Source organism: Bacillus sp. XB1, assembly GCF_053557995.1.
On record NZ_JBNRIL010000002.1, the window covers coordinates 292,021 to 312,388 of the forward strand.

General features: G+C 36.9%; 18 protein-coding genes and 3 other annotated features. Of the genes, 14 read left to right on the forward strand and 4 right to left on the reverse strand.

Annotated elements, in window-relative coordinates:
* Nucleotides 1–15: 15 nt before the first annotated feature.
* Nucleotides 16–225, reverse strand: coding sequence for a small acid-soluble spore protein SspI (gene sspI, locus ACK1U5_RS16800; protein WP_000009509.1), 210 nt, complete (start codon nucleotides 223–225; stop codon nucleotides 16–18).
* An 82-nt stretch (nucleotides 226–307) separates the two neighbouring features.
* Between sspI and ACK1U5_RS16805 the strand changes: the two genes are divergently transcribed.
* From ACK1U5_RS16805 to ACK1U5_RS16825, 5 genes are all read left to right on the forward strand, one after another.
* The gene (locus ACK1U5_RS16805; RefSeq protein ID WP_001986644.1) at nucleotides 308–1,105 is read left to right on the forward strand and encodes a TrmH family RNA methyltransferase; all 798 of its coding nucleotides are present in this window, start codon (nucleotides 308–310) and stop codon (nucleotides 1,103–1,105) included.
* A 48-nt stretch (nucleotides 1,106–1,153) separates the two neighbouring features.
* Nucleotides 1,154–1,382 (forward strand) — a binding site (T-box leader).
* A gap of 44 nt (nucleotides 1,383–1,426) precedes the next feature.
* Nucleotides 1,427–2,461, forward strand: a complete 1,035-nt coding sequence (gene pheS / locus ACK1U5_RS16810) for a phenylalanine--tRNA ligase subunit alpha (RefSeq protein WP_000388219.1) — start codon at nucleotides 1,427–1,429, stop codon at nucleotides 2,459–2,461.
* Between the two features lie 18 nt (nucleotides 2,462–2,479).
* Nucleotides 2,480–4,900 (forward strand): phenylalanine--tRNA ligase subunit beta, encoded by a 2,421-nt coding sequence (pheT, locus tag ACK1U5_RS16815; RefSeq protein ID WP_000498191.1) that lies wholly within the window; start codon nucleotides 2,480–2,482, stop codon nucleotides 4,898–4,900.
* Nucleotides 4,901–5,054: 154 nt separating this feature from the next.
* Nucleotides 5,055–5,306 (forward strand) — a binding site (T-box leader).
* Between the two features lie 52 nt (nucleotides 5,307–5,358).
* Nucleotides 5,359–6,750 carry an asparagine--tRNA ligase gene (asnS, locus tag ACK1U5_RS16820; RefSeq protein WP_000432177.1) on the forward strand — a complete coding sequence of 464 codons (1,392 nt, stop codon included), beginning with the start codon at nucleotides 5,359–5,361 and terminating at the stop codon, nucleotides 6,748–6,750.
* Nucleotides 6,751–6,850: 100 nt separating this feature from the next.
* Entirely contained in the window at nucleotides 6,851–6,985 is a 135-nt protein-coding gene (locus tag ACK1U5_RS16825) for a YuzL family protein (RefSeq protein ID WP_000039590.1), read from the forward strand.
* A gap of 41 nt (nucleotides 6,986–7,026) precedes the next feature.
* Here the strand turns inward: ACK1U5_RS16825 and ACK1U5_RS16830 are convergent, their stop codons facing one another.
* The 3 genes from ACK1U5_RS16830 to rnhC form a co-directional block, all read right to left on the reverse strand.
* Nucleotides 7,027–7,278 carry a hypothetical protein gene (locus tag ACK1U5_RS16830; protein ID WP_000994758.1) on the reverse strand — a complete coding sequence of 84 codons (252 nt, stop codon included), beginning with the start codon at nucleotides 7,276–7,278 and terminating at the stop codon, nucleotides 7,027–7,029.
* Nucleotides 7,275–7,544, reverse strand: coding sequence for a hypothetical protein (locus ACK1U5_RS16835; RefSeq protein WP_000925537.1), 270 nt, complete (start codon nucleotides 7,542–7,544; stop codon nucleotides 7,275–7,277). The genes ACK1U5_RS16830 and ACK1U5_RS16835 overlap by 4 nt, the downstream gene beginning before the upstream one ends.
* A gap of 116 nt (nucleotides 7,545–7,660) precedes the next feature.
* Entirely contained in the window at nucleotides 7,661–8,596 is a 936-nt protein-coding gene (rnhC, locus tag ACK1U5_RS16840; RefSeq protein WP_000071574.1) for a ribonuclease HIII, read from the reverse strand.
* Nucleotides 8,597–8,720: 124 nt separating this feature from the next.
* On the opposite strand from rnhC, the gene zapA reads away from it, so the two are divergent.
* The 9 genes from zapA to ACK1U5_RS16885 all read left to right on the forward strand — a co-directional run bounded on the left by zapA (nucleotide 8,721) and on the right by ACK1U5_RS16885 (nucleotide 20,342).
* Complete coding sequence (zapA, locus tag ACK1U5_RS16845; RefSeq protein ID WP_000082701.1) at nucleotides 8,721–8,990, forward strand: cell division protein ZapA; 270 nt, start codon at nucleotides 8,721–8,723, stop codon at nucleotides 8,988–8,990.
* Between the two features lies 1 nt (nucleotide 8,991).
* Nucleotides 8,992–9,531, forward strand: a complete 540-nt coding sequence (locus tag ACK1U5_RS16850) for a CvpA family protein (protein WP_000565412.1) — start codon at nucleotides 8,992–8,994, stop codon at nucleotides 9,529–9,531.
* A gap of 55 nt (nucleotides 9,532–9,586) precedes the next feature.
* Nucleotides 9,587–11,305 carry a DNA polymerase/3'-5' exonuclease PolX gene (gene polX / locus ACK1U5_RS16855; RefSeq protein WP_000867517.1) on the forward strand — a complete coding sequence of 573 codons (1,719 nt, stop codon included), beginning with the start codon at nucleotides 9,587–9,589 and terminating at the stop codon, nucleotides 11,303–11,305.
* 19 nt (nucleotides 11,306–11,324) lie between these two features.
* Nucleotides 11,325–13,685, forward strand: a complete 2,361-nt coding sequence (locus ACK1U5_RS16860; protein WP_000893716.1) for an endonuclease MutS2 — start codon at nucleotides 11,325–11,327, stop codon at nucleotides 13,683–13,685.
* A 195-nt stretch (nucleotides 13,686–13,880) separates the two neighbouring features.
* The gene (locus tag ACK1U5_RS16865) at nucleotides 13,881–14,570 is read left to right on the forward strand and encodes a 23S rRNA pseudouridine(2604) synthase RluF (protein WP_088070124.1); all 690 of its coding nucleotides are present in this window, start codon (nucleotides 13,881–13,883) and stop codon (nucleotides 14,568–14,570) included.
* A 108-nt stretch (nucleotides 14,571–14,678) separates the two neighbouring features.
* Nucleotides 14,679–14,934 (forward strand) — a binding site (T-box leader).
* A gap of 115 nt (nucleotides 14,935–15,049) precedes the next feature.
* A complete protein-coding gene (gene brnQ6, locus ACK1U5_RS16870; protein WP_000842650.1) occupies nucleotides 15,050–16,375 on the forward strand; it encodes a branched-chain amino acid transport system II carrier protein BrnQ6 in 1,326 nt (441 codons plus the stop codon).
* A gap of 491 nt (nucleotides 16,376–16,866) precedes the next feature.
* The gene (isdC, locus tag ACK1U5_RS16875) at nucleotides 16,867–17,580 is read left to right on the forward strand and encodes a heme uptake protein IsdC (RefSeq protein ID WP_000757952.1); all 714 of its coding nucleotides are present in this window, start codon (nucleotides 16,867–16,869) and stop codon (nucleotides 17,578–17,580) included.
* A gap of 23 nt (nucleotides 17,581–17,603) precedes the next feature.
* A complete protein-coding gene (locus ACK1U5_RS16880; RefSeq protein WP_113710603.1) occupies nucleotides 17,604–18,062 on the forward strand; it encodes an NEAT domain-containing protein in 459 nt (152 codons plus the stop codon).
* A 24-nt stretch (nucleotides 18,063–18,086) separates the two neighbouring features.
* Nucleotides 18,087–20,342, forward strand: a complete 2,256-nt coding sequence (locus tag ACK1U5_RS16885) for an NEAT domain-containing protein (RefSeq protein ID WP_113710604.1) — start codon at nucleotides 18,087–18,089, stop codon at nucleotides 20,340–20,342.
* Nucleotides 20,343–20,368: the final 26 nt, after the last annotated feature.

Below are 20,368 nucleotides of genomic sequence, written 5' to 3' on the forward strand. Positions count from 1 at the left end.
TGATTTTCAAATTGCTTATTTTTTTAATCCTTGCTCTAGTGTTTCTAACATTTCGTGCTTTTCATTTTCATCAGCGTTTTTCCAAATGACTTCAAATAAAACGCCAAGACCTGGAAGCATTTTTTCTTCACCGCTTTGAATTGCATCGACAATTGTTTCTTGTAATTGATCTTGTGAATTTCCAGATACATTCGCTAATACAGCACCGCGTAAATTAAAACTCATTGCTTTCACCTCTTCTTCAGAATTGAAACTGACGTTAGTTTTTGTTCTTTTTTATGTAAATATGTATGAAAAATAGGCTATAATGATAAGACAAGAAGAGAGGGAAATACATATTATGAAAAACATTGATTCAGTACAAAATCCGCGTGTAAAGCAGTGGAAAAAGCTGCAAACGAAAAAAGAACGCGATAAAAAAGGTTTATTTTTTGTAGAAGGATTCCACTTAGTCGAGGAAGCTTTGAAGGCAGGAATTGTAACAGAACTTATCGTTTCAGATCAGACAGACCTTCCGAAAGATTGGACAGTTAATGATGTGGAAATGTATATTGTACCTGAGGCGATTGTCAAAATACTTCGTGAAACAGAAACGACACAAGGTGTATTTGCTGTTTGTGAGAAGCATGAGAAAGAAGTAGCTCTTACTGATGGGAAATTCCTTTTATTAGATGGCCTGCAAGACCCAGGTAATTTAGGAACAATTATTCGTACAGCTGATGCAGCTGGTATTCACGCCGTTGTGCTTGGAGAAGGTTGTGTTGATGTTTACAATAGTAAAGTACTCCGCTCTACACAAGGCTCTATTTTCCACTTACCAATTGTAAAAGGGAACTTAGAAGAATGGGTAGACAAGTTAAAAGAAAACAACGTTCCTGTATATGGAACAGCTCTTGAAAATGGAGTTCCGTATGGTGAAGTAACGCCGGCTGGCAGTTTTGCATTAATTGTAGGAAATGAAGGAAATGGCGTACGCCAAGAAATTCTTGCAAAAACGGATCAAAACTTGTATATTCCGATTTACGGCGGGGCAGAATCATTAAATGTTGCGGTTGCAGCAGGGATTTTAACGTATTATTTGCAAAGCCCGGTTGCGAACAAATAAAAAACTTCTTATAATAAGTTGAAGTACATTATATTAAAAGTTAAATAACGAAAAACGTTGATAGAGAAGAGTAACTTACAAAATCGCCATATAGGGAGAGAGTGCCGTAGACTGAAAGCATTCTTATGGTAGACGGAAGTGAATTCACCTCTGGAGTTGACGCCAGGACCATGTATATGTAAAGGCGTTCCGGTCAGAATTGATCGTTATAACTAATGAGTGGGCAGACTTGTTCTGTCAATTTAGGGTGGTACCGCGAATTTACCTCGTCCCTTTTTGGGAGCGAGGTTTTTTTATTTTTAAAATTAGGAGGGTTCCAAAATGGAAGCACGTTTAAAAGAGCTAAAGCAAAAAGCGTTAGAGCTTATTGAAGAAGCGAAAGAGCTAAAGGGCTTAAACGACGTACGCGTAGCGTATTTAGGAAAAAAAGGCCCAATTACAGAAGTATTACGCGGCATGGGAAAATTGTCAGCAGAAGAGCGTCCACGTATGGGAGCATTAGTAAATGAAGTGCGTGAAGCGATTCAAACGCGTTTAGATGACAAAATTAGTAACTTAGAAAAAGCAGTAATCGAAGCGAAATTAGCTACTGAAACAATCGATGTTACACTGCCAGGTCGTCCTGTTGAAACAGGTTGTCACCATCCGTTAACAGCTGTTGTTGAGCAAATTGAAGATGTATTCATCGGTATGGGTTATGAAGTAGCTGAAGGAACAGAAGTAGAAAAAGACTACTACAACTTCGAAGCACTAAACTTACCGAAAGATCACCCAGCGCGTGATATGCAAGATACATTCTACATTACAGAAGAAACGTTACTACGTACACATACATCTTCTGTGCAAGCACGTACGATGGAAAATAATAAAGAAAAAGGCCCAATCAAAATTATTTGTCCTGGTAAAGTGTATCGCCGTGATGACGACGATGCGACGCATTCACATCAGTTCATGCAAATTGAAGGTCTTGTAATTGATAAAAACATTCGTATGAGTGACTTAAAAGGTACACTGCAAGTATTCGTGAAAAAGATGTTCGGTGAAGATCGTGAAATCCGTCTTCGTCCAAGTTTCTTCCCATTCACAGAGCCATCTGTAGAGATGGATATTTCTTGTATGATGTGTCATGGCAAAGGTTGCGGCACTTGTAAAGGAACTGGCTGGATTGAAATTCTAGGCGCAGGTATGGTTCACCCGAACGTACTTGAAATGGCTGGTTATGATTCAAAAGAATATCAAGGTTTCGCATTCGGTATGGGCGCAGAGCGTATCGCAATGTTGAAATACGGAGTAGATGACATTCGTCATTTCTATACAAATGATGTACGTTTCTTACAACAATTCAAACGAGCGTAAGGGAAGGAGAGGATAAATATGTTCGTATCATATCGTTGGTTACAAGAGTATGTAGATATTAAAGATGTAACAGCACAAGAACTAGCAGACAAAATCACGAAAAGTGGTATTGAAGTAGAAGGCGTTGAAGTATTAAATAAAGGTGTAAAAGGTGTTGTAGTTGGTCACGTATTAGAATGTGAAAAACACCCAGAAGCTGATAAATTAAGCAAATGCTTAATCGATATCGGTGAAGAAGAGCCAGTTCAAATTATTTGTGGAGCTGCTAACATTGCAAAAGGTTTAAAAGTACCAGTTGCAAAAGTTGGTGCTGTACTTCCTGGTAACTTCAAAATTAAAAAAGCAAAACTACGTGGTGAAGCTTCTCACGGTATGGTTTGTGCTCTTCAAGAGCTTGGCATTGATGGAAAGTTAGTTTCAAAAGAATATGCAGATGGTATCTTCATCTTCCCAAGTGACGCTGAAGTTGGTGCAGATGCACTTGAAATTTTAAACTTACACGATGAAGTACTTGAGCTTGGTTTAACACCAAACCGTGCAGATTGCCTAAACATGTTAGGTGTTGCATATGAAGTAGCTGCTATTTATGGCCGCGAAGTAAAACTTCCAGCTATCGACTTACAAGAAACAGCAGAAAAAACTTCTGATTATATTTCTGTAAGTGTAGAAGCGAAAGAAGAAAACCCGTTATACATTGCAAAAATGGTTAAAAACGTAAAGATTGGTCCATCACCAATGTGGATGCAAACTCGTCTTATGGCAGCTGGCATTCGTCCAATTAGCAACGTAGTTGATATTACAAACTACATTTTAATGGAATACGGTCAACCGTTACATGCATTCGATTACGATAAATTAGGTTCAAAAGAAATCGTTGTTCGTCTTGCAAAAGAAGGCGAAAAAATTGAAACGTTAGATGATCAAGAGCGTACATTACAAAGCCACCATCTTGTAATTACAAACGGCACGAAAGCTTTAGCTGTTGCTGGTGTAATGGGCGGGGCGGATTCTGAAGTTACAAATGAGACAGTAAACGTTCTAATTGAGTCTGCATACTTTGCAGGTCAAACAGTACGTCGTACATCAAAAGACTTAGGTCTTCGTAGTGAATCAAGTGCACGTTTCGAAAAAGGAATCGATCCAACACGTACATTTGAAGCAATTCAACACGCAGCTGCTTTAATGGCGAAATATGCTGGCGGTGAAGCACTTGAAGGTGTAGTAGAAGCTGACAACTTACAAGTACAAGAGCGTACAGTATCTGTTACTGCTGAAAAAGTAAACCGTGTATTAGGTACAAATATTTCTGCGAGTGAAATGGGTACAATGTTCACAAACTTGAAATTCCCATTTACAGAAGTAGAAGGAACATTCCATGTAAATGTACCAGCACGTCGTCCTGATATTACAATTTCAGAAGACTTAGTAGAAGAAGTGGGCCGTCTATACGGTTATGACCACATTCCAGTTACATTACCTTCTGGAACGATGACTCGTGGTAAATTAACATCAGCACAAACGAAACGTCGTAAAGTACGCCGCTTCTTAGAGGGTGCTGGTTTATATGAAGCAATTACGTATTCATTAACAAGCGCTGACAAAGCGAAACAATATATGGTTGAGCCAAACGAAAAGGCGCCTGTAGGTCTTGCACTTCCAATGAGTGAAGAACGTAGCCAACTTCGTTTAAGCTTAGTACCGCAATTACTAGAAGCAGTTTCATACAATGTCGCTCGTAAAAACGACAGCGTTGCTTTATACGAAGTAGGTTCTATCTTCTTACCGACAGAAGAAGGAGAACTTCCGAAAGAAGAACAACATCTTGCAGGTGTTATGACAGGTCTTGCTCTTCACCATGCATGGCAAGGTGAGAAGAAAGTAGTAGACTTCTTCGTTGTGAAAGGTGTACTAGAAGGACTATTCGACGTGCTTGGCGTTTCAAATCAAATCACATATGCACCAGCAAAACGTGAAGGTATGCACCCAGGCCGTACAGCTGACATCGTATTAGATGGCGAAGTAATTGGTTTCATCGGTCAATTGCACCCAGAAGCAGAAAAACAATTAGATGTGAAAAATACATTCGTATTTGAATTATCTCTTGTAAAAGTATTCGGTGCAGACGCTGAGGAAACTTACTACTCAGCAATTCCACGTTTCCCATCTATGACACGTGACATGGCTGTTGTAGTAACAAAAGAAACAAAAGCTGGTGAAATGAAGCAAGTCATTGCTGAAGCTGGCGGAGAACTTCTGAAAGACGTAACACTATTCGACTTATACGAAGGTGAAAAAATGGAAGAAGGCAAGAAATCACTTGCATTCTCTATGACTTACTTCGATGCAGAACGTACATTAACAGACGAAGAAGTAACAGAAGCACATAACCGTGTACTAACAACGGTAGAAGAGAAATTCGGTGCGGAGTTACGTAAGTAATTAGAAAATTGCCGGATTCATTCCGGCAATTTTTTTATTGGATTGGTTGTCGGACACTGTCGGTAAGTCGATATATTACAAAAATCGCTCATATATTTTCCGACACCTTGCATCTTTCTCTCGAATGTAGTACATTAATTTTAGTTTAACAAAATGAAAGACGATGATAAGGAAAAGTAGTATATACTATAATCCAAAGCGAGTCAGGGACGGTGAGAGCCTGATGAGGCGGTATATGTGAAGAACACCTTGGAGTTGCTAACCGAAATTGAATTTTGTATTCAAGAGTAGACTTAGACGGGAATCCGGCCTGTTACAAACCGGGAAGTATGTATTACATACGAGTTAAAGTTGGTCTTTATGACAAATTGGGTGGTACCGCGAAGTTTAACCTTTCGTCCCTTTATGGATGAAAGGTTTTTTTGTATTTAAATATATGAGCAAAGGAGAATTTCACTATGGAAAACACATTAGTAAAAAGTCTGTATAGAGATACAGAAAAGTATGCAGATCAAACAGTACAAGTATCAGGGTGGATTCGTAACTTACGTGATTCAAAAGCATTTGGTTTCATCGAATTAAACGACGGTAGCTTCTTCAAAAGCGTTCAAATCGTTTTCGATACAGAATTAGAGAACTTCAAAGAAATTGCAAAACTTCCACTTAGCTCTTCAGTTAAAGTAGAAGGTAAAGTAATTGCAACGCCGGGAGCGAAGCAACCATTTGAAATTAAAGCAGAAAAAATTGATATCGAGGGCTTATCAGATTCTGATTACCCACTTCAAAAGAAGCGTCATACGTTTGAATACTTACGTACAATCGCTCACTTACGTCCAAGAACAAATGCATTCTCTGCAACGTTCCGCGTACGTTCTATCGCAGCATTTGCGATTCACCAATTCTTCCAAGAGCGTGGATTCGTACATGTCCACACACCAATCATCACTGGTAGTGATACAGAAGGTGCTGGCGAAATGTTCCGCGTAACAACGCAAGATTTAAATAACCTACCAAAAGGTGAAGACGGAAAAGTTGATGAGTCAAAAGACTTCTTCGGTAAAGAAACAAACTTAACAGTAAGTGGACAGCTGAACGCTGAAGCTTATGCATTAGCATTCCGTGATGTATACACATTCGGACCTACATTCCGTGCAGAAAACTCAAACACAACTCGTCACGCTGCTGAGTTCTGGATGGTTGAGCCTGAGATTGCATTCGCTGAACTAGGTGACGTAATGAACCTTACAGAAGATATGCTGAAATATGCAATGAAATACGTATTAGAGCATGCACCAGAAGAAATGGAATTCTTCAACAGCTTCGTTGATAAAACAGTTCTAGAGCGCATGAACAACGTAATCAACTCTGACTTCGGTCGCATCACATATACAGAAGCAATTAAAGTGCTTCAAGAATCAGGTGCTGACTTCAAATACCCAGTAGAATGGGGAATCGACTTACAAACAGAGCACGAAAGATACTTATCAGAAGAAATCTTCAAACGCCCTGTATTCGTAACTGACTATCCGAAAGACATTAAAGCATTCTACATGCGTTTAAATGAAGACGGTAAAACAGTAGCTGCTACTGACCTTCTAGTTCCTGGCATCGGCGAATTAATCGGCGGAAGCCAACGTGAAGAAAGAATGGATGTTTTAGTAGACAGAATTAAAGAATTAGGTATGAACGAAGAGGACTACTGGTGGTACTTAGAACTTAGAAAATACGGCGGTACAAAACACGCTGGATTCGGTCTAGGTTTCGAGCGCTTCCTAATGTACATCACTGGTATGGCTAACATCCGTGACGTAATTCCATTCCCAAGAACTCCAGGTTCTTCTGAATTCTAAAATATGAAAAAAGGCGAGAGGATTTCCTCTCGCTTTTTATTTTACATATTGTATAGTTTATTCCCTCGTAGCAAAAAGTAACGCGAAGGGGTGAATATAAATGAGTAAAAAAGTGAAAAAAGATCATTCAAGATCGGGCCTAGGTTCTCCAGAAGTTGAAGGACAAGGAACGACGACACATGAAACAGGTTCTCATAAAGTATCTTCATCAAATAAGAAGCAGAAACGAAGCTAACATAACAAAGGAGAGTCTTAAGGGCTCTCCTTTGTTATGTGTTACATCTTATTATCGTTAATTTCTTTTGTAATCTTATTTATGTCTTTGTCTAATCGATCTAAATAGAAAAACCACAGTAAACTTATGAACACGTAATAGATGGCCATCACGCCAAGATTATCAGATATATTTTCGAATGTGGATTTAGTAGTGAAAAAAGCTCCCCAAATTATAGAAATAGTGAGGTAAGAAAGTGGGCCTACGAGGTGTACGAAAGCATATAGTACCTTTTTAACTTTTACAGCGTTCATATGAAAAACCTCCTTTTTCTAATCATACATTCAAGTTCTTCACAGAAGTGTTGTAGTTTTGCTGGATTATGTATTAACAAGCGTGCATCGTGTTTCCCGATAAATCTTCGAATCCGAAAGTTTAATAAGAAAGATCGACCATAACGCTCTATTAAATCGTTGAACGCTGGTTGTTCACTTAGTAGCTGAATGTTTTCTCTAATTTCGAACTGTCTTTCGTGTGGATCGCCTAGTAAAATATTTAGAATCATTTGTAGAAGTAGCAATGTAGATCTCCTCCTATGTTAGAATAATCTGTATATTATAATTATAACAAAACTATAAGGACAATAGTAGGATGAAACAAAAAACAGGAGTTTGTAGGCTCCTGTTTTTGTCGATACTATTTTAATAAGCGAAGCGCCTTCTCCGTATTAGCGAAATGCAGTTTCACAAACTCGGGTAATCGTTCTTTACCAAGCTTTTGAATTAATTTAGCAGCAGCGATATCAACTTGTTTACCAGCACCTTTCGGAAGTGGCATACCAGCTTTTTTACTTAGTTCGTCAAACTGTTTTACGAATGAGTAGCGAGCTAAAATAGAAGCAGCGGCTACTGCTAAATGGACGCTTTCACCTTTCGTAGCGAAATAAACATTTTCACGCTGTACCTGTTTTTGTTTTGCTAAATATTTGTAGTATGTATCAGGTTGTGTGAATTGGTCGATTAAGACGCCTTCAGGTTTTGTAGGTGCCATTTTAGCTAATAAGTTTGTAATAGCTTTATTGTGTAGTAAAGCTTTTAGCTTACCTTGGTTGTTTCCTTTATCAAATAGCTCGTTATATTTTTCGTTATGAAGGACAAGAGAGCTATAAGGAACAACGTGTAGAAGTTGTTTCGCAATGGCAGTAATTTGATCGTCATTTAAGTTTTTAGAGTCTTTTACACCAAGTTCTTTTAGTAGTGGAATTTGCTTCGCATCCACATATACAGCAACGACTGTCATTGGTCCGAAGAAATCACCAGTACCAACTTCATCAGACCCTACAATAGACATTGTACTGATGGAAGCAGGCGGCGCATAACGGTGTGAATCGACAGATTTTTTTACAGCTGTTTTTGGTGTTTGAGAGACAGTTTGCCAACGAGAAGCTTCTGCTTCAGCGCGGCCTCCTTGGAACATTACTTTTCCAGATTTATACGCTGTAATCGTGCAAGATGGCACCTTTGCCATGAAGATTCCGCCTTGTGGAATTTTCGGGCTAAGCGAATGTTTATATTGTTGTTTCATGTCTTCAATTACTGTAGAATTTGTTTGAATTACGATAGAATTTGACATAATGGTCGCCCCTTTTTTTATATTGTTATTTTTATCATATCGGATTGTTCTTTCTGTTTCCATATTATGAAGGTTCATGGTATGATAAACTTTAGGATTCTGTACGTGATTGGAGGCCGGTGAGTTGTCACAACAAAAGGGAAAGAAAAGTCGAATTAATGTAGAAATCTATGGTCAGCAATATTCAGTTGTTGGCGATGAAAGTACAAGTCATATCCGCATGGTAGCAGCGATTGTGGATGATAAAATGCGCGAACTCAATGCCAAGAATCCTTCGCTTGACACGAGTAGACTAGCGGTATTGACGGCGGTAAACGTCATACACGATTACATAAAATTAAAAGAAGAACATGAGAAATTGAAAGAAAGTATGACAAAAAAAGGAATGGAATAACATGATTGATATTATTATCATTTTACTGCTTGTTATGGGATTTTTCCTCGGCTTACGCAGAGGGTTTATTCTGCAACTTGTAAAGTTAACAAGCTTTATTATCGCATACCTTGTTGCATACTGGTACTGTAAAGATTTAGCGCCAGCACTTGCGAAATTTATTCCGTATCCATTTGATAAAAACGTATCTGTTCCAGAATGGATTGATGCAAATAATATTGAGACAGTATTTTATCAAGCGCTTGCGTTTATCATATTGTTTATTATTACAAAAATAGCACTTTCATTACTTGGTAATTTGTTAAATATGTTTGCAGAAATACCGGTTTTAAAGCAAGTAAATGCGTTTGCGGGGGCAATCCTCGGATTTTTAGAAGTATATATTGTTTTGTTTGTCTTAATTATCATTGGAAACATTCTTCCGATTGAACAAGTACAAACACCATTACAAAAATCATCAATTAGCAAAATAATTGTAGACGATACACCGATTCTATCTGAAAAGGTGAAGGAACTATGGCAGACAGGTAGCAGAGTATAACTTCTCTTTTTTCGGAAAGAGAAGTTTTTTTCTATGAAAGAAAGGCGGGGTAATGATGAAAGTAAATAAAAAACAAGTTATCAAATTATTAGAGACAATCGGGCTTTTTATGGAACTAAAGGGTGCGAATCCATTTAAAATATCTGCATTTCGTAAAGCGGCAGCAGCATTAGAAAGTGACGATCGTAGTCTTTCTGAGATTGAAGATTTCACAAAGATTCCGGGCATCGGAAAAGGAACAGCAGCCGTTATTCAAGAATATATAGAATCGGGAACATCTGAAGTATTACAAGAACTTGAAAAAGAAGTACCGAGTAGCTTATTGCCGTTATTAAAACTACCAGGTCTTGGTGGTAAAAAGGTGGCTAAGTTATATAAAGAGCTAGGCGTTATTGATATGGAGACGTTAAAAGCTGCTTGTGAGGAAAATAAAGTACAAGCTTTAGCTGGTTTCGGTAAGAAGACAGAAGAGAAAATATTAGAAGCAATCGATCAAGTAGGCTCTCGTCCAGAGCGTTTACCAATTGCGATGGTATTGCCTATTGCCGGGGAAATAGAGGAGAAATTGTCGAATATTGCTGAAGTAATTCGTTTCTCTCGCGCTGGTAGTTTGCGCCGTGTTCGTGAAACAGTGAAAGATTTAGATTTTATCATTGCAACGACAGAACCAGCAGCGGTACGTGAGCATTTACTACAATTCGATAATATGATTGAGGTAATCGCAAGTGGGGATACGAAAGTTTCTGTTCGTCTTCAATATGAATATGATATTTCAATCGATTTCCGCTTAGTAAAACCAGAAGAGTTTATTACAACACTTCACCATTTCACAGGATCAAAAGACCATAACGTAAAAATGCGTCAAATCGCAAAAGATAAAGGCGAGAAAATTAGTGAGTACGGTGTAGAGAACTTAGAAACAGGTGAAGTGAAAACATTTGAGACTGAAGAAGACTTCTTTGCTCATTTCGGTCTACCATTTATTCCGCCAGAAGTGCGTGAAGATGGAAAAGAAATTGAATTAATTAAAGAGTATCCGAACTTAATTCAGTTTTCCGATATACAAGGTGATTTACATATGCATACAACTTGGAGTGACGGTGCTTTTTCTATTGAAGAAATGGTACAAGCGTGCCGTGCTCGTGGATATAAGTTTATGGCGATTACTGATCACTCGCAATACTTAAAAGTAGCGAATGGTTTAACGAAAGAGCGTCTTCGTGAGCAAGCGAAAGAAATTGAACGTATGAATGAAAAGTATCCAGACATTACAATTTTACGCGGAATTGAAATGGACATTTTACCAGATGCCTCGCTTGATTTTGATGATGAAGTATTAGAAGAATTAGACTATGTCATTGGAGCGATTCACTCTAGCTTCTCACAAGACCGTGAAACGATCATGAAGCGTCTGCGTACTGCACTTGAGAATAAACATGTCACAATGATTGCTCATCCGACAGGACGTCTTCTCGGGCGCCGTGAGGGTTATGATGTAGATACAGATTTATTAATTGAACTCGCAAAAGAGACAAATACAGTTTTAGAATTAAATGCGAATCCGAACCGTCTAGATTTAAGCGCGAAATTATTAAAACAAGCACAAGATGCTGGTGTAAAAGTAGCGATTAATACAGATGCTCATACACTTGAAATGTTAGAAGATATGGAAACAGGTGTAGCAGCAGCACGTAAAGGTTGGATTCAAAAAGATAACGTGATTAACACATGGGATATTGAACGTTTATTAGACTATATTAAACGTAATAAGTAACGCAAGGGGGACCTGCAACATGTTAGAAAGAACGTTGCGTGTATTAGAATACAATAAAGTAAAAGAACAATTACTTGAACATACAGCCTCTTCACTTGGCCGTGACAAAGTGAAGCATTTAGTGCCGAGCACTGATTTTGAAGAAATTGTAGAAATGCAAGATACAACGGATGAAGCAGCGAAAGTTATTCGTTTAAAAGGTAGTGCACCATTAGGTGGTATTACGGATATTCGCTCAAATGTGAAGCGTGCAAAAATTGGGAGTATGTTAAGTCCAAATGAATTACTTGATATTGCGAATACGATGTATGGTAGTCGTAATATGAAACGTTTCATTGAAGATATGGCTGATAACGGTGTCGAGCTTCCGATTTTAGAAACTCACGTCGCTCAAATTGTATCTTTATATGATTTAGAAAAGAAAATTACAAATTGTATCGGTGACGGCGGTGAAGTAGTCGATAGCGCAAGTGATAAACTGCGTGGTATTCGTACTCAAATTCGTACTGCGGAAAGCCGTATTCGTGAAAAATTAGAAAATATGACGCGCTCTTCAAATGCGCAAAAGATGCTGTCTGACTCGATTGTAACGATTCGTAACGAACGTTACGTAATCCCAGTAAAACAAGAATACCGCGGCGTATATGGTGGTATTGTTCACGATCAATCAGCTTCTGGACAAACGTTATTTATTGAACCGCAAGTCATTGTAGAATTAAATAACGCACTGCAAGAAGCTCGTGTGAAAGAGAAACAAGAAGTCGAACGCATCTTATTGATGTTAACAGAAGAAGTGGCAGTAGAAGCCGATATCGTTTTATCAAACGTAGAAGTAGTTGCGAATCTTGATTTCATTTTTGCGAAAGCTTTTTATGCAAAGCGAATTAAAGCAACGAAACCAATCGTAAATAACGAGCGTTATATGGATTTAAGACAAGCTCGCCATCCGCTAATCGATCCAGAAATTATTGTGCCAAATAACATTATGTTAGGTAAAGATTTCACGACAATTGTTATTACAGGACCGAATACAGGTGGTAAAACAGTTACGCTGAAAACAGTTGGTATTTGTGTTTTAATGGCGCAATCTGGTCTTCACATTCCAGTAATGGATGAGTCAGAGATTTGTGTGTTTAAAAATATATTTGCTGATATCGGTGATGAGCAATCGATTGAACAAAGTTTAAGTACGTTCTCCTCACATATGGTGAACATCGTTGATATTTTAGAAAAAGCTGATTTTGAAAGCTTAGTTTTATTCGATGAATTAGGTGCTGGAACAGACCCACAAGAAGGGGCTGCACTAGCAATTTCGATTTTAGATGAAGTATGTAATCGCGGTGCTCGCGTTGTTGCAACGACGCATTATCCAGAATTAAAAGCATACGGATATAACCGTGAGCAAGTTATTAATGCGAGTGTTGAGTTTGATGTAAATACATTAAGTCCAACTTATAAATTATTAATCGGTGTACCAGGCCGTAGTAATGCCTTTGAAATTTCGAAACGTCTTGGATTATCTGATCGCGTTATTGACCAAGCACGCAACCACATTAGTACAGATACGAATAAAATTGAAAATATGATTGCGAAGTTAGAAGAAAGCCAGAAGAACGCAGAGCGTGACTGGAACGAAGCAGAAGCACTTCGCAAACAATCTGAAAAACTTCATCGTGAATTACAACGTCAAATCATTGAATTTAACGAAGATCGCGATGAACGATTATTAAAAGCGCAAAAAGAAGGGGAAGAAAAAGTCGAAGCTGCAAAGAAAGAAGCAGAAGGCATTATTCAAGAACTTCGTCAATTGCGTAAAGCACAGCTTGCAAACGTGAAAGATCACGAGTTAATTGAAGCGAAGAGCCGTCTAGAAGGCGCAGCACCAGAGCTTGTTAAGAAACAAAAAGTAAACGTGAAAAACACTGCGCCGAAGCAACAGTTACGTGCAGGTGATGAAGTAAAAGTATTAACGTTCGGTCAAAAAGGTCAATTACTTGAAAAAGTAAGCGATACTGAGTGGAGCGTACAAATCGGTATTCTGAAGATGAAAGTAAAAGAATCTAACATGGAATACATTAACACACCGAAGCAAACAGAGAAAAAAGCAGTTGCAACGGTAAAAGGTAGAGACTATCACGTTTCATTAGAACTTGACCTTCGTGGTGAGCGATTTGAAAATGCAATGGCGCGCGTTGAGAAATACTTAGACGATGCCCAGCTTGCAAGCTATCCTCGCGTATCAATTATTCACGGTAAAGGGACAGGAGCACTTCGCCAAGGTGTACAAGATTACTTGAAGAAGCATCGCGGTGTAAAAACCTTCCGTTACGGTGACATGGGCGAGGGAGGCCTAGGCGTAACAGTTGTCGAATTAAAATAGAAAACAACGAAACAAAGGGGAAACCATTATATGTTTATGGACAAACTTGCAAAAGTATTGTTAGCTTGTTGCGGAATATTTTTGGTGATTGGGGTTATTTATTTAGTTGTTTTTGCGAAGTGAAAAAGCGTCAATCGTGGCAGAATTATATTGCCATAGATTGACGCTTTTAATATATGTGAAAAGGAATAGAACATGAAAATCAACCAATACATAAGCGAAGCAAAATCATGCTCCAGACGTGAAACAGATCGCCTCATTAAAGCTGGACGCGTGGCTATTAATGGTGAAATATGTACGCACGGTGAACTTGTGAGCGATGGTGATGTTGTAACGATTGATGGGCAAGTTATTGTAAAAGAAGAGAAAGAAAAGGTGTACATAGCCTTTCATAAACCAGTCGGAATTACTTGTACAGCAGCTGATCATATTGAAGATAATATTATTGATTATATCAATTATCCAGAGCGAATCTTTCCAGTTGGACGATTAGATAAAGCATCGGAAGGACTTATCTTATTAACGAATGACGGCGGCATTGCGAATCGAATTTTACATGGTGATCATGAGCACGAGAAGGAATATGTTGTCACAGTCGATAAACCTTTTACGGACTGGTTTATTAATGAGATGTCCAGCGGTGTAAAGATTAAAGATGGAATGACGAAGCCGTGCAAAGTGACAAGAGTCGATCAATCAACATTTCGTATCGTTTTAACGCAAGGAATGAACAGGCAAATTCGTAGAATGAGTCGTGCTTTCGGATTTACTGTAATAAAGCTAAAGCGAGTACGCATTATGAATATAGAGCTAAATGAGCTTGAAGTTGGAAAGTGGCGGAGCGTTACAGCTGAAGAGTTAGAAATTTTAATAGGGCAGTTATAGGGAGGAAAAATTTTCTCCCTATATTTTTTTGTCAGAAAAAATAAAACTATTGATTTTTTAAAAAATAGCCCATATAATAAAAAACAACAAGTTTCGACAAGATATTTTATAAAAGTAATGATGAGGACATGAGTTGTATTTTACGATTCTCAGAGAGGGAAGCCTTAGGCTGTGAGCTTCCTAATACGAAAAGACAAGCTTACCACCTCTAAACTTCAAGAGTGAACTGCATACATGATGCATTGTAATTCTTGGCGGATAAAACCGTTATCAATTTACACGAGCTATAAAATGAGCTTATTTCGTTATGAATTCATTTTATTAGAATAAGGGTGGAACCACGATTTCAACACTCGTCCCTTTGTTAGGGACGGGTGTTTTTTGCGTTCTTTTACGGGGAAGTATGCTTGAAAGAGGATATGTGACGGATTTTAATTCAGAATATTTTGTTAATTTATTATTTTAGGAGGTTAGTAGAAATGAAATCATCTTTAAAGTTTTCGGAGATGTTTGCAATAAGTTTAATGTTATTTGCACTGTTTTTTGGTGCAGGTAATATGATTTTTCCACCAGCGTTAGGGCAAGGTGCTGGAACGGACGTATGGATCGCGCTGTTTGGTTTTATCGTAACAGGCGTTGGACTACCTTTATTAGGAGTAATTGTTATAGCTTTAAAGGGAGATATTAATGAGCTAGCAGGACGTGTACATCCTATATTCGCACTTGTTTTTATCACTGCAATTTATTTATGTTTAGGCGTATTCGTAAGTGTGCCGCGTACAGGAACAGTAGCTTATGAGATGAGTGTTGCACCGTTTTTACCAAGTGAGATAGCTGGTCAGTCATATCCACTTGTTATCTTTACACTTATTTTCTTTGCAGTCACTTTCTATTTAGCTTTAAATCCTTCGAAATTAGTGGGTCGTATTGGTAAGGTGCTAACTCCAATATTATTAGCTGTTATTGCAATTATCGTAGGTAAAGCACTTATTACACCAATTGGAGAATTTGGTGCACCGACAGAAGCGTATAGTGCTCCTCTCTTTAAAGGATTTATTGATGGATATTTAACTTTAGATGGACTTGCAGCACTGGTATTCGGAAATGTTGTAATTCATGCGTTAAAAGAAAAAGGAATTACAAATAAAAACAGTATTGCAAAAGTAACAATCTTTGCAGGATTTATTGCAGCGCTTGGTCTACTACTTGTGTATTTAGCACTTGCTTATCTTGGAGCTTCTAGTGTGTCACTTGGAATGGGCGCAAACGGAGGAATTATTTTAACAAATGTCGTGAATCATTTATTTGGTAGCTACGGAACTTTATTACTAGGGATCGCAATTACAGCAGCATGTTTAACAACTTCTGTAGGTATTGTTGCAGCTTGTGGTGATTACTTCTCTTCCTTATTACCAAAGCTTTCTTATCAAAAAGTCGTTTTCATTTTCTGTGTATTAGCATTTATGGTAGCAAACCTTGGGTTAACTCAGTTAAATGCATTAGCATTACCAATCTTAATCGCAATTTATCCAATTGGAATCGTACTTATCGTATTATCACTTGTTGAAAACTACGTTCGTCTTCCATTAGCGATGTATGTGGGCGGGATTGTAGGAGCATTTGCAATAAGTTTCTTTGATGGATTACACAATGCAAACCTTCAAATTGCAGCGCTAGCACCTATTTTAGATAAGATTCCATTATATAGTGTAGGAATTGGTTGGTTAGTTCCAGGCATAATCGGTATAGGATTTGGTTATATAGTTTCTAAGTTTCAAAAGCAGGAAATTGCTGTAGAAAAATAGAGAAAAGAGGCTTTCTATTATAGAAAGTCTCTTTTTTTGTAAAAAAAGCCGCATATAGAGAAATTCAGATATTAAAAATTTTATACGTAATATAGTTGACAAAAAATTTATGAGTAGGCTAAGATTGACTTAGTTGTGGAAATATTGGAAGGGAAGTGAGGGAAAAGGGGTTTCTATAACTATAGTGTTGTTGTGGGAAGAGGTGAAAGAAGAGGAGAAGAGATAGTTTATTTTTTTTTGATTTGCATTGAGAATGATAATCAATAAATGCGTTTTATCATTTTTTCTCAGTTTCTATGCCTTCGTATAAGGAATAGGGTGAGATATTATTTTTAATATTAAATGAGAATGATAATCAATAATACTTATGTTACATAAAAGAATGCTAATTAAATAATAGGTAGAAGAGATTATTTTTTTTCTTATAAATTGAGAATAATTATCATTTTCAAAAAGTGAAATGAAAGATAACCAAGGAGGAAACAAGAAAAATGAAAAAGGTTTCTGTATTACCCGCTTTTATTATAACGTTCGTATGTATGCTAGCTTTTCTTGTAATGCCATACGGGAATGCTTCAGCAAAACTAGCTGATGGTACTTACGATATTAATTACGTAATTCAAAAAGCGGAAAATGATTCAGCTTCAATGGCAAATGACTATTTTGAAAAGCCGGCAAAATTAATAGTGAAAAACGGTGAGATGAGAGTACAAGTTCCGATGAATCATAGTGCTTGGATTACAGAATTTAAAGCACCAGAGAATGGGAATTTTGTTGATGCGAAAGTTGTTAGTAAAGATGAATCGGCAGATAAAAGAACAGTAGAGTTTAAAGTAGATGATTTATCCAAACCGGCAGCTGTAAAAATTCATGTTGTTGTACCAAATGCAAACTATGACCACCACTACACAATTCGTTTTGCTTTTGATGCAAATGTAAAAGCTGTAGGTGGCGATAACGGCGTAGCTGCTACAACAAAAAATAATGATCAAGCGAAAACAGATACACAAGTAAAAGAAGAGAAAACAAAAGTAGAGAGTAAGGAAACAGCTAAAGAAGTGAACAAAGAAACAAAAAATGAAAATGGAAAAGCTGAAAAAACAGATAACCCAAAAACAGGCGATGAAGCACGTATTGGATTGTTTGTAGCGTTAATTCTTATTTCAGGTGCTTTCTTAATTCGTAAAGTGAAGTTGAGTAAATAAATCTTTTGAAGGGGGATGAATATATGTTTAAACAATTTAAAATGATTATTGCTGTATTTGCTGTTTTATTTACGTTTATCGCAACACTAGGTTTACAAGATGCAAAGGCTGCTACAAAACTAGCTGATGGAAAATATAATATTGCTTTTACTGTATGGAAAGGCGATAAAGATGAATCGTCTAAAATGAATAGTTATTTTGAAAGCCCAGCAACATTAACAGTTAAAAATGGAAAACAATATGTTTCATTTAAAGTGAAAGATAGTGCTTCTATTAAAAGTTTCCAAGTAGAAAAAGATGGTCAATTTGTAGAAACAAACGTGTTAAGTGAAAACAAAAAAGATAATACTAGAGTAGTAGAATTTGAAGTTGCTGACTTGTCAAAAAAACTAAATGGAAAGGTGAAAATTAATATTCCAATTATTAATTATAATGCTTCATATGATATTCGCTTTGTATTTGATGGGAGCAGTATTAAATAATTTTCAAAAGGGAGAGTCGTTCCATTGAACAGGTATACAAAAATTATTGTTGCTATGTTTTTAATGATATTTACATTCGTATCAACATTACAACCACTTGCAGTTCAAGCAGCTACCAAGTTGGCTGACGGTGAATATTCAATTGGGTTCAAAGTTTTAAAAGATACATCAGATGAAGAATCGATGATGAATCAATATTCAGTAAGCCCAGGGACTTTAAAAGTGAAGGATGGGAAAAAGAAAGTATCCTTTACATTAACGAATAGTTCATGGATTACGAAGTTTGAAACAGAAAAAGCAGGTAAGCTAGTTGCGACAAATATAATTAGTGAAGATAAAGAAAAAGATACAAGAGTAGTAGAATTTGATGTAGAAGATGTAGAGAAGGTATTAAATGCAAAAGTAAAAGTAGATATTGATTTTTTAAATTATCATCATGAGTACGACGTTCGTATTGCATTTGATCAAAATAGTATTACACCAATTCATGTGGAACAACCAAATGAAAAAGAGGACCCAGCTAATAAGCCAGATCCAAATGAAAAACCGGATCCAAGTCAGAAGCCCGACCAAAAGCCTGACCCAGATCAACAACCAAATTCTAACACAATTACAGATGGTGCGTACAGCATTCCATTTAAAGTGTTAAAAAATCAAACAGATGAAGAATCTAAGATGAATACTTACATGGTAAATCCAGGAGTATTAAAAGTAGAAAACGGTAAGAAAAAAGCAATTGTAACATTAAAAAATAGCTCATTAATTAAAAATTTTCAAACGGAAAAAGATGGCACATTTGTTGATGCAAAAGTAGTAAGTGAGGATACGGAAAAAGATACAAGAGTAGTAGAGTTTGAAGTAAACGATTTATCTAAAAAACTAAATACAAAAGTATTTATCGAAATGGCATCAAGAAATTATAAGCAAACGCATGATGTACAACTTTTATTTGAACAAGATAAACTTGAACAAATTAAAAATGAAGAGAAACAACCAGAAGCAGAAAAACCAGAAGCAGAAAAACCGGAAGTAGAAAAACCGGAAGTAGAAAAACCAGAAGCAGAAAAACCGGAAGTAGAAAAACCAGAAGTAGAAAAACCAGATGAAAATAAAAAACCAGATGCTGAAACAATTAAAGATGGTGAATACAGCATCAATTTCAAAGCATTAAAAGATCAAACAGACGAAATTTCAATGATGAACACATATACAAAAAGTCCAGGTGTGCTAAAAGTAAAAGATGGTAAGAAGTATGTATCATTTACGTTAACGAACAGTTCTTGGATTACAAAATTTGAATTTGAGAAAAATGGTTCGTTTGTTGATGCACATGTAATAAGTGAAGATAAAAAAGCTGATACACGCGTAGTGGAAGTAGAAGTACCAGATTTATCAAAAAAGTTAAATGCAAAAGTAAAAGTAGATATCGATTCAATGAATTATCACCATTTTTACGATATTCAATTTGCATTTGATAAAGGTAGCATTAAGCCGTTAGATAGCCAAGGCGGAAACAACAACCAAGGCGGAAACGACAACCAAGGCGGAAACGACAACCAAGGCGGAAACAACAACCAAGGCGGAAACGACAACCAAGGTGGAAACAACAACCAAGATGAAAATAATAAACCGAGAGTAATAGTTGATTCGAAAAATTTAGTAGATGGCCAATATGATATTACATTTAAAGTATTAAAAGATAAAACAGATGAGATTTCAAAGATGCATGACTATGTTGTAAATCCAGCGAAATTAATCGTAAAAGATGGTAAAAAATATATTGAGATGACGCTGAAAAATAGTGCGTGGATTACGAAATTCCAAGCGGAAAACAATGAACTATTCGCTGATGCGAAAGTAGTAAGCGAAGATAAAAATGCAAATACGCGAGTAGTACAGTTTGAAGTAGAAGATCTATTTAAAAAATTAAACGCAAAAGTAAAGGTAGACATCGATGAGATGAACTACCATCATTTCTACGATGTACAAATTCAATTTGATACAAATAATATTGGCGCGTTAGGAACTATTAAAGAGGAACCGAAAAATGAACCGAAAAATCCAGTGACTACACCGAAAGTAGATAATGTAAAAACAGTAGGTACTCCTGATTTTAATCGAAATGCAGATGGTCACAAGAAAAAAGAAGATACAAAAAATGATTCGAAAAAAGAGAAAAACTCAAAAACTGCAGATACAGCACAACTTGGTTTATACATGGTGTTACTGCTAGGTTCACTTGCTTTACTAGTTCGTAAATATAGAGCAGGTAGATTGTAATTTTTGGAGTCTTGATGCATGTTCGC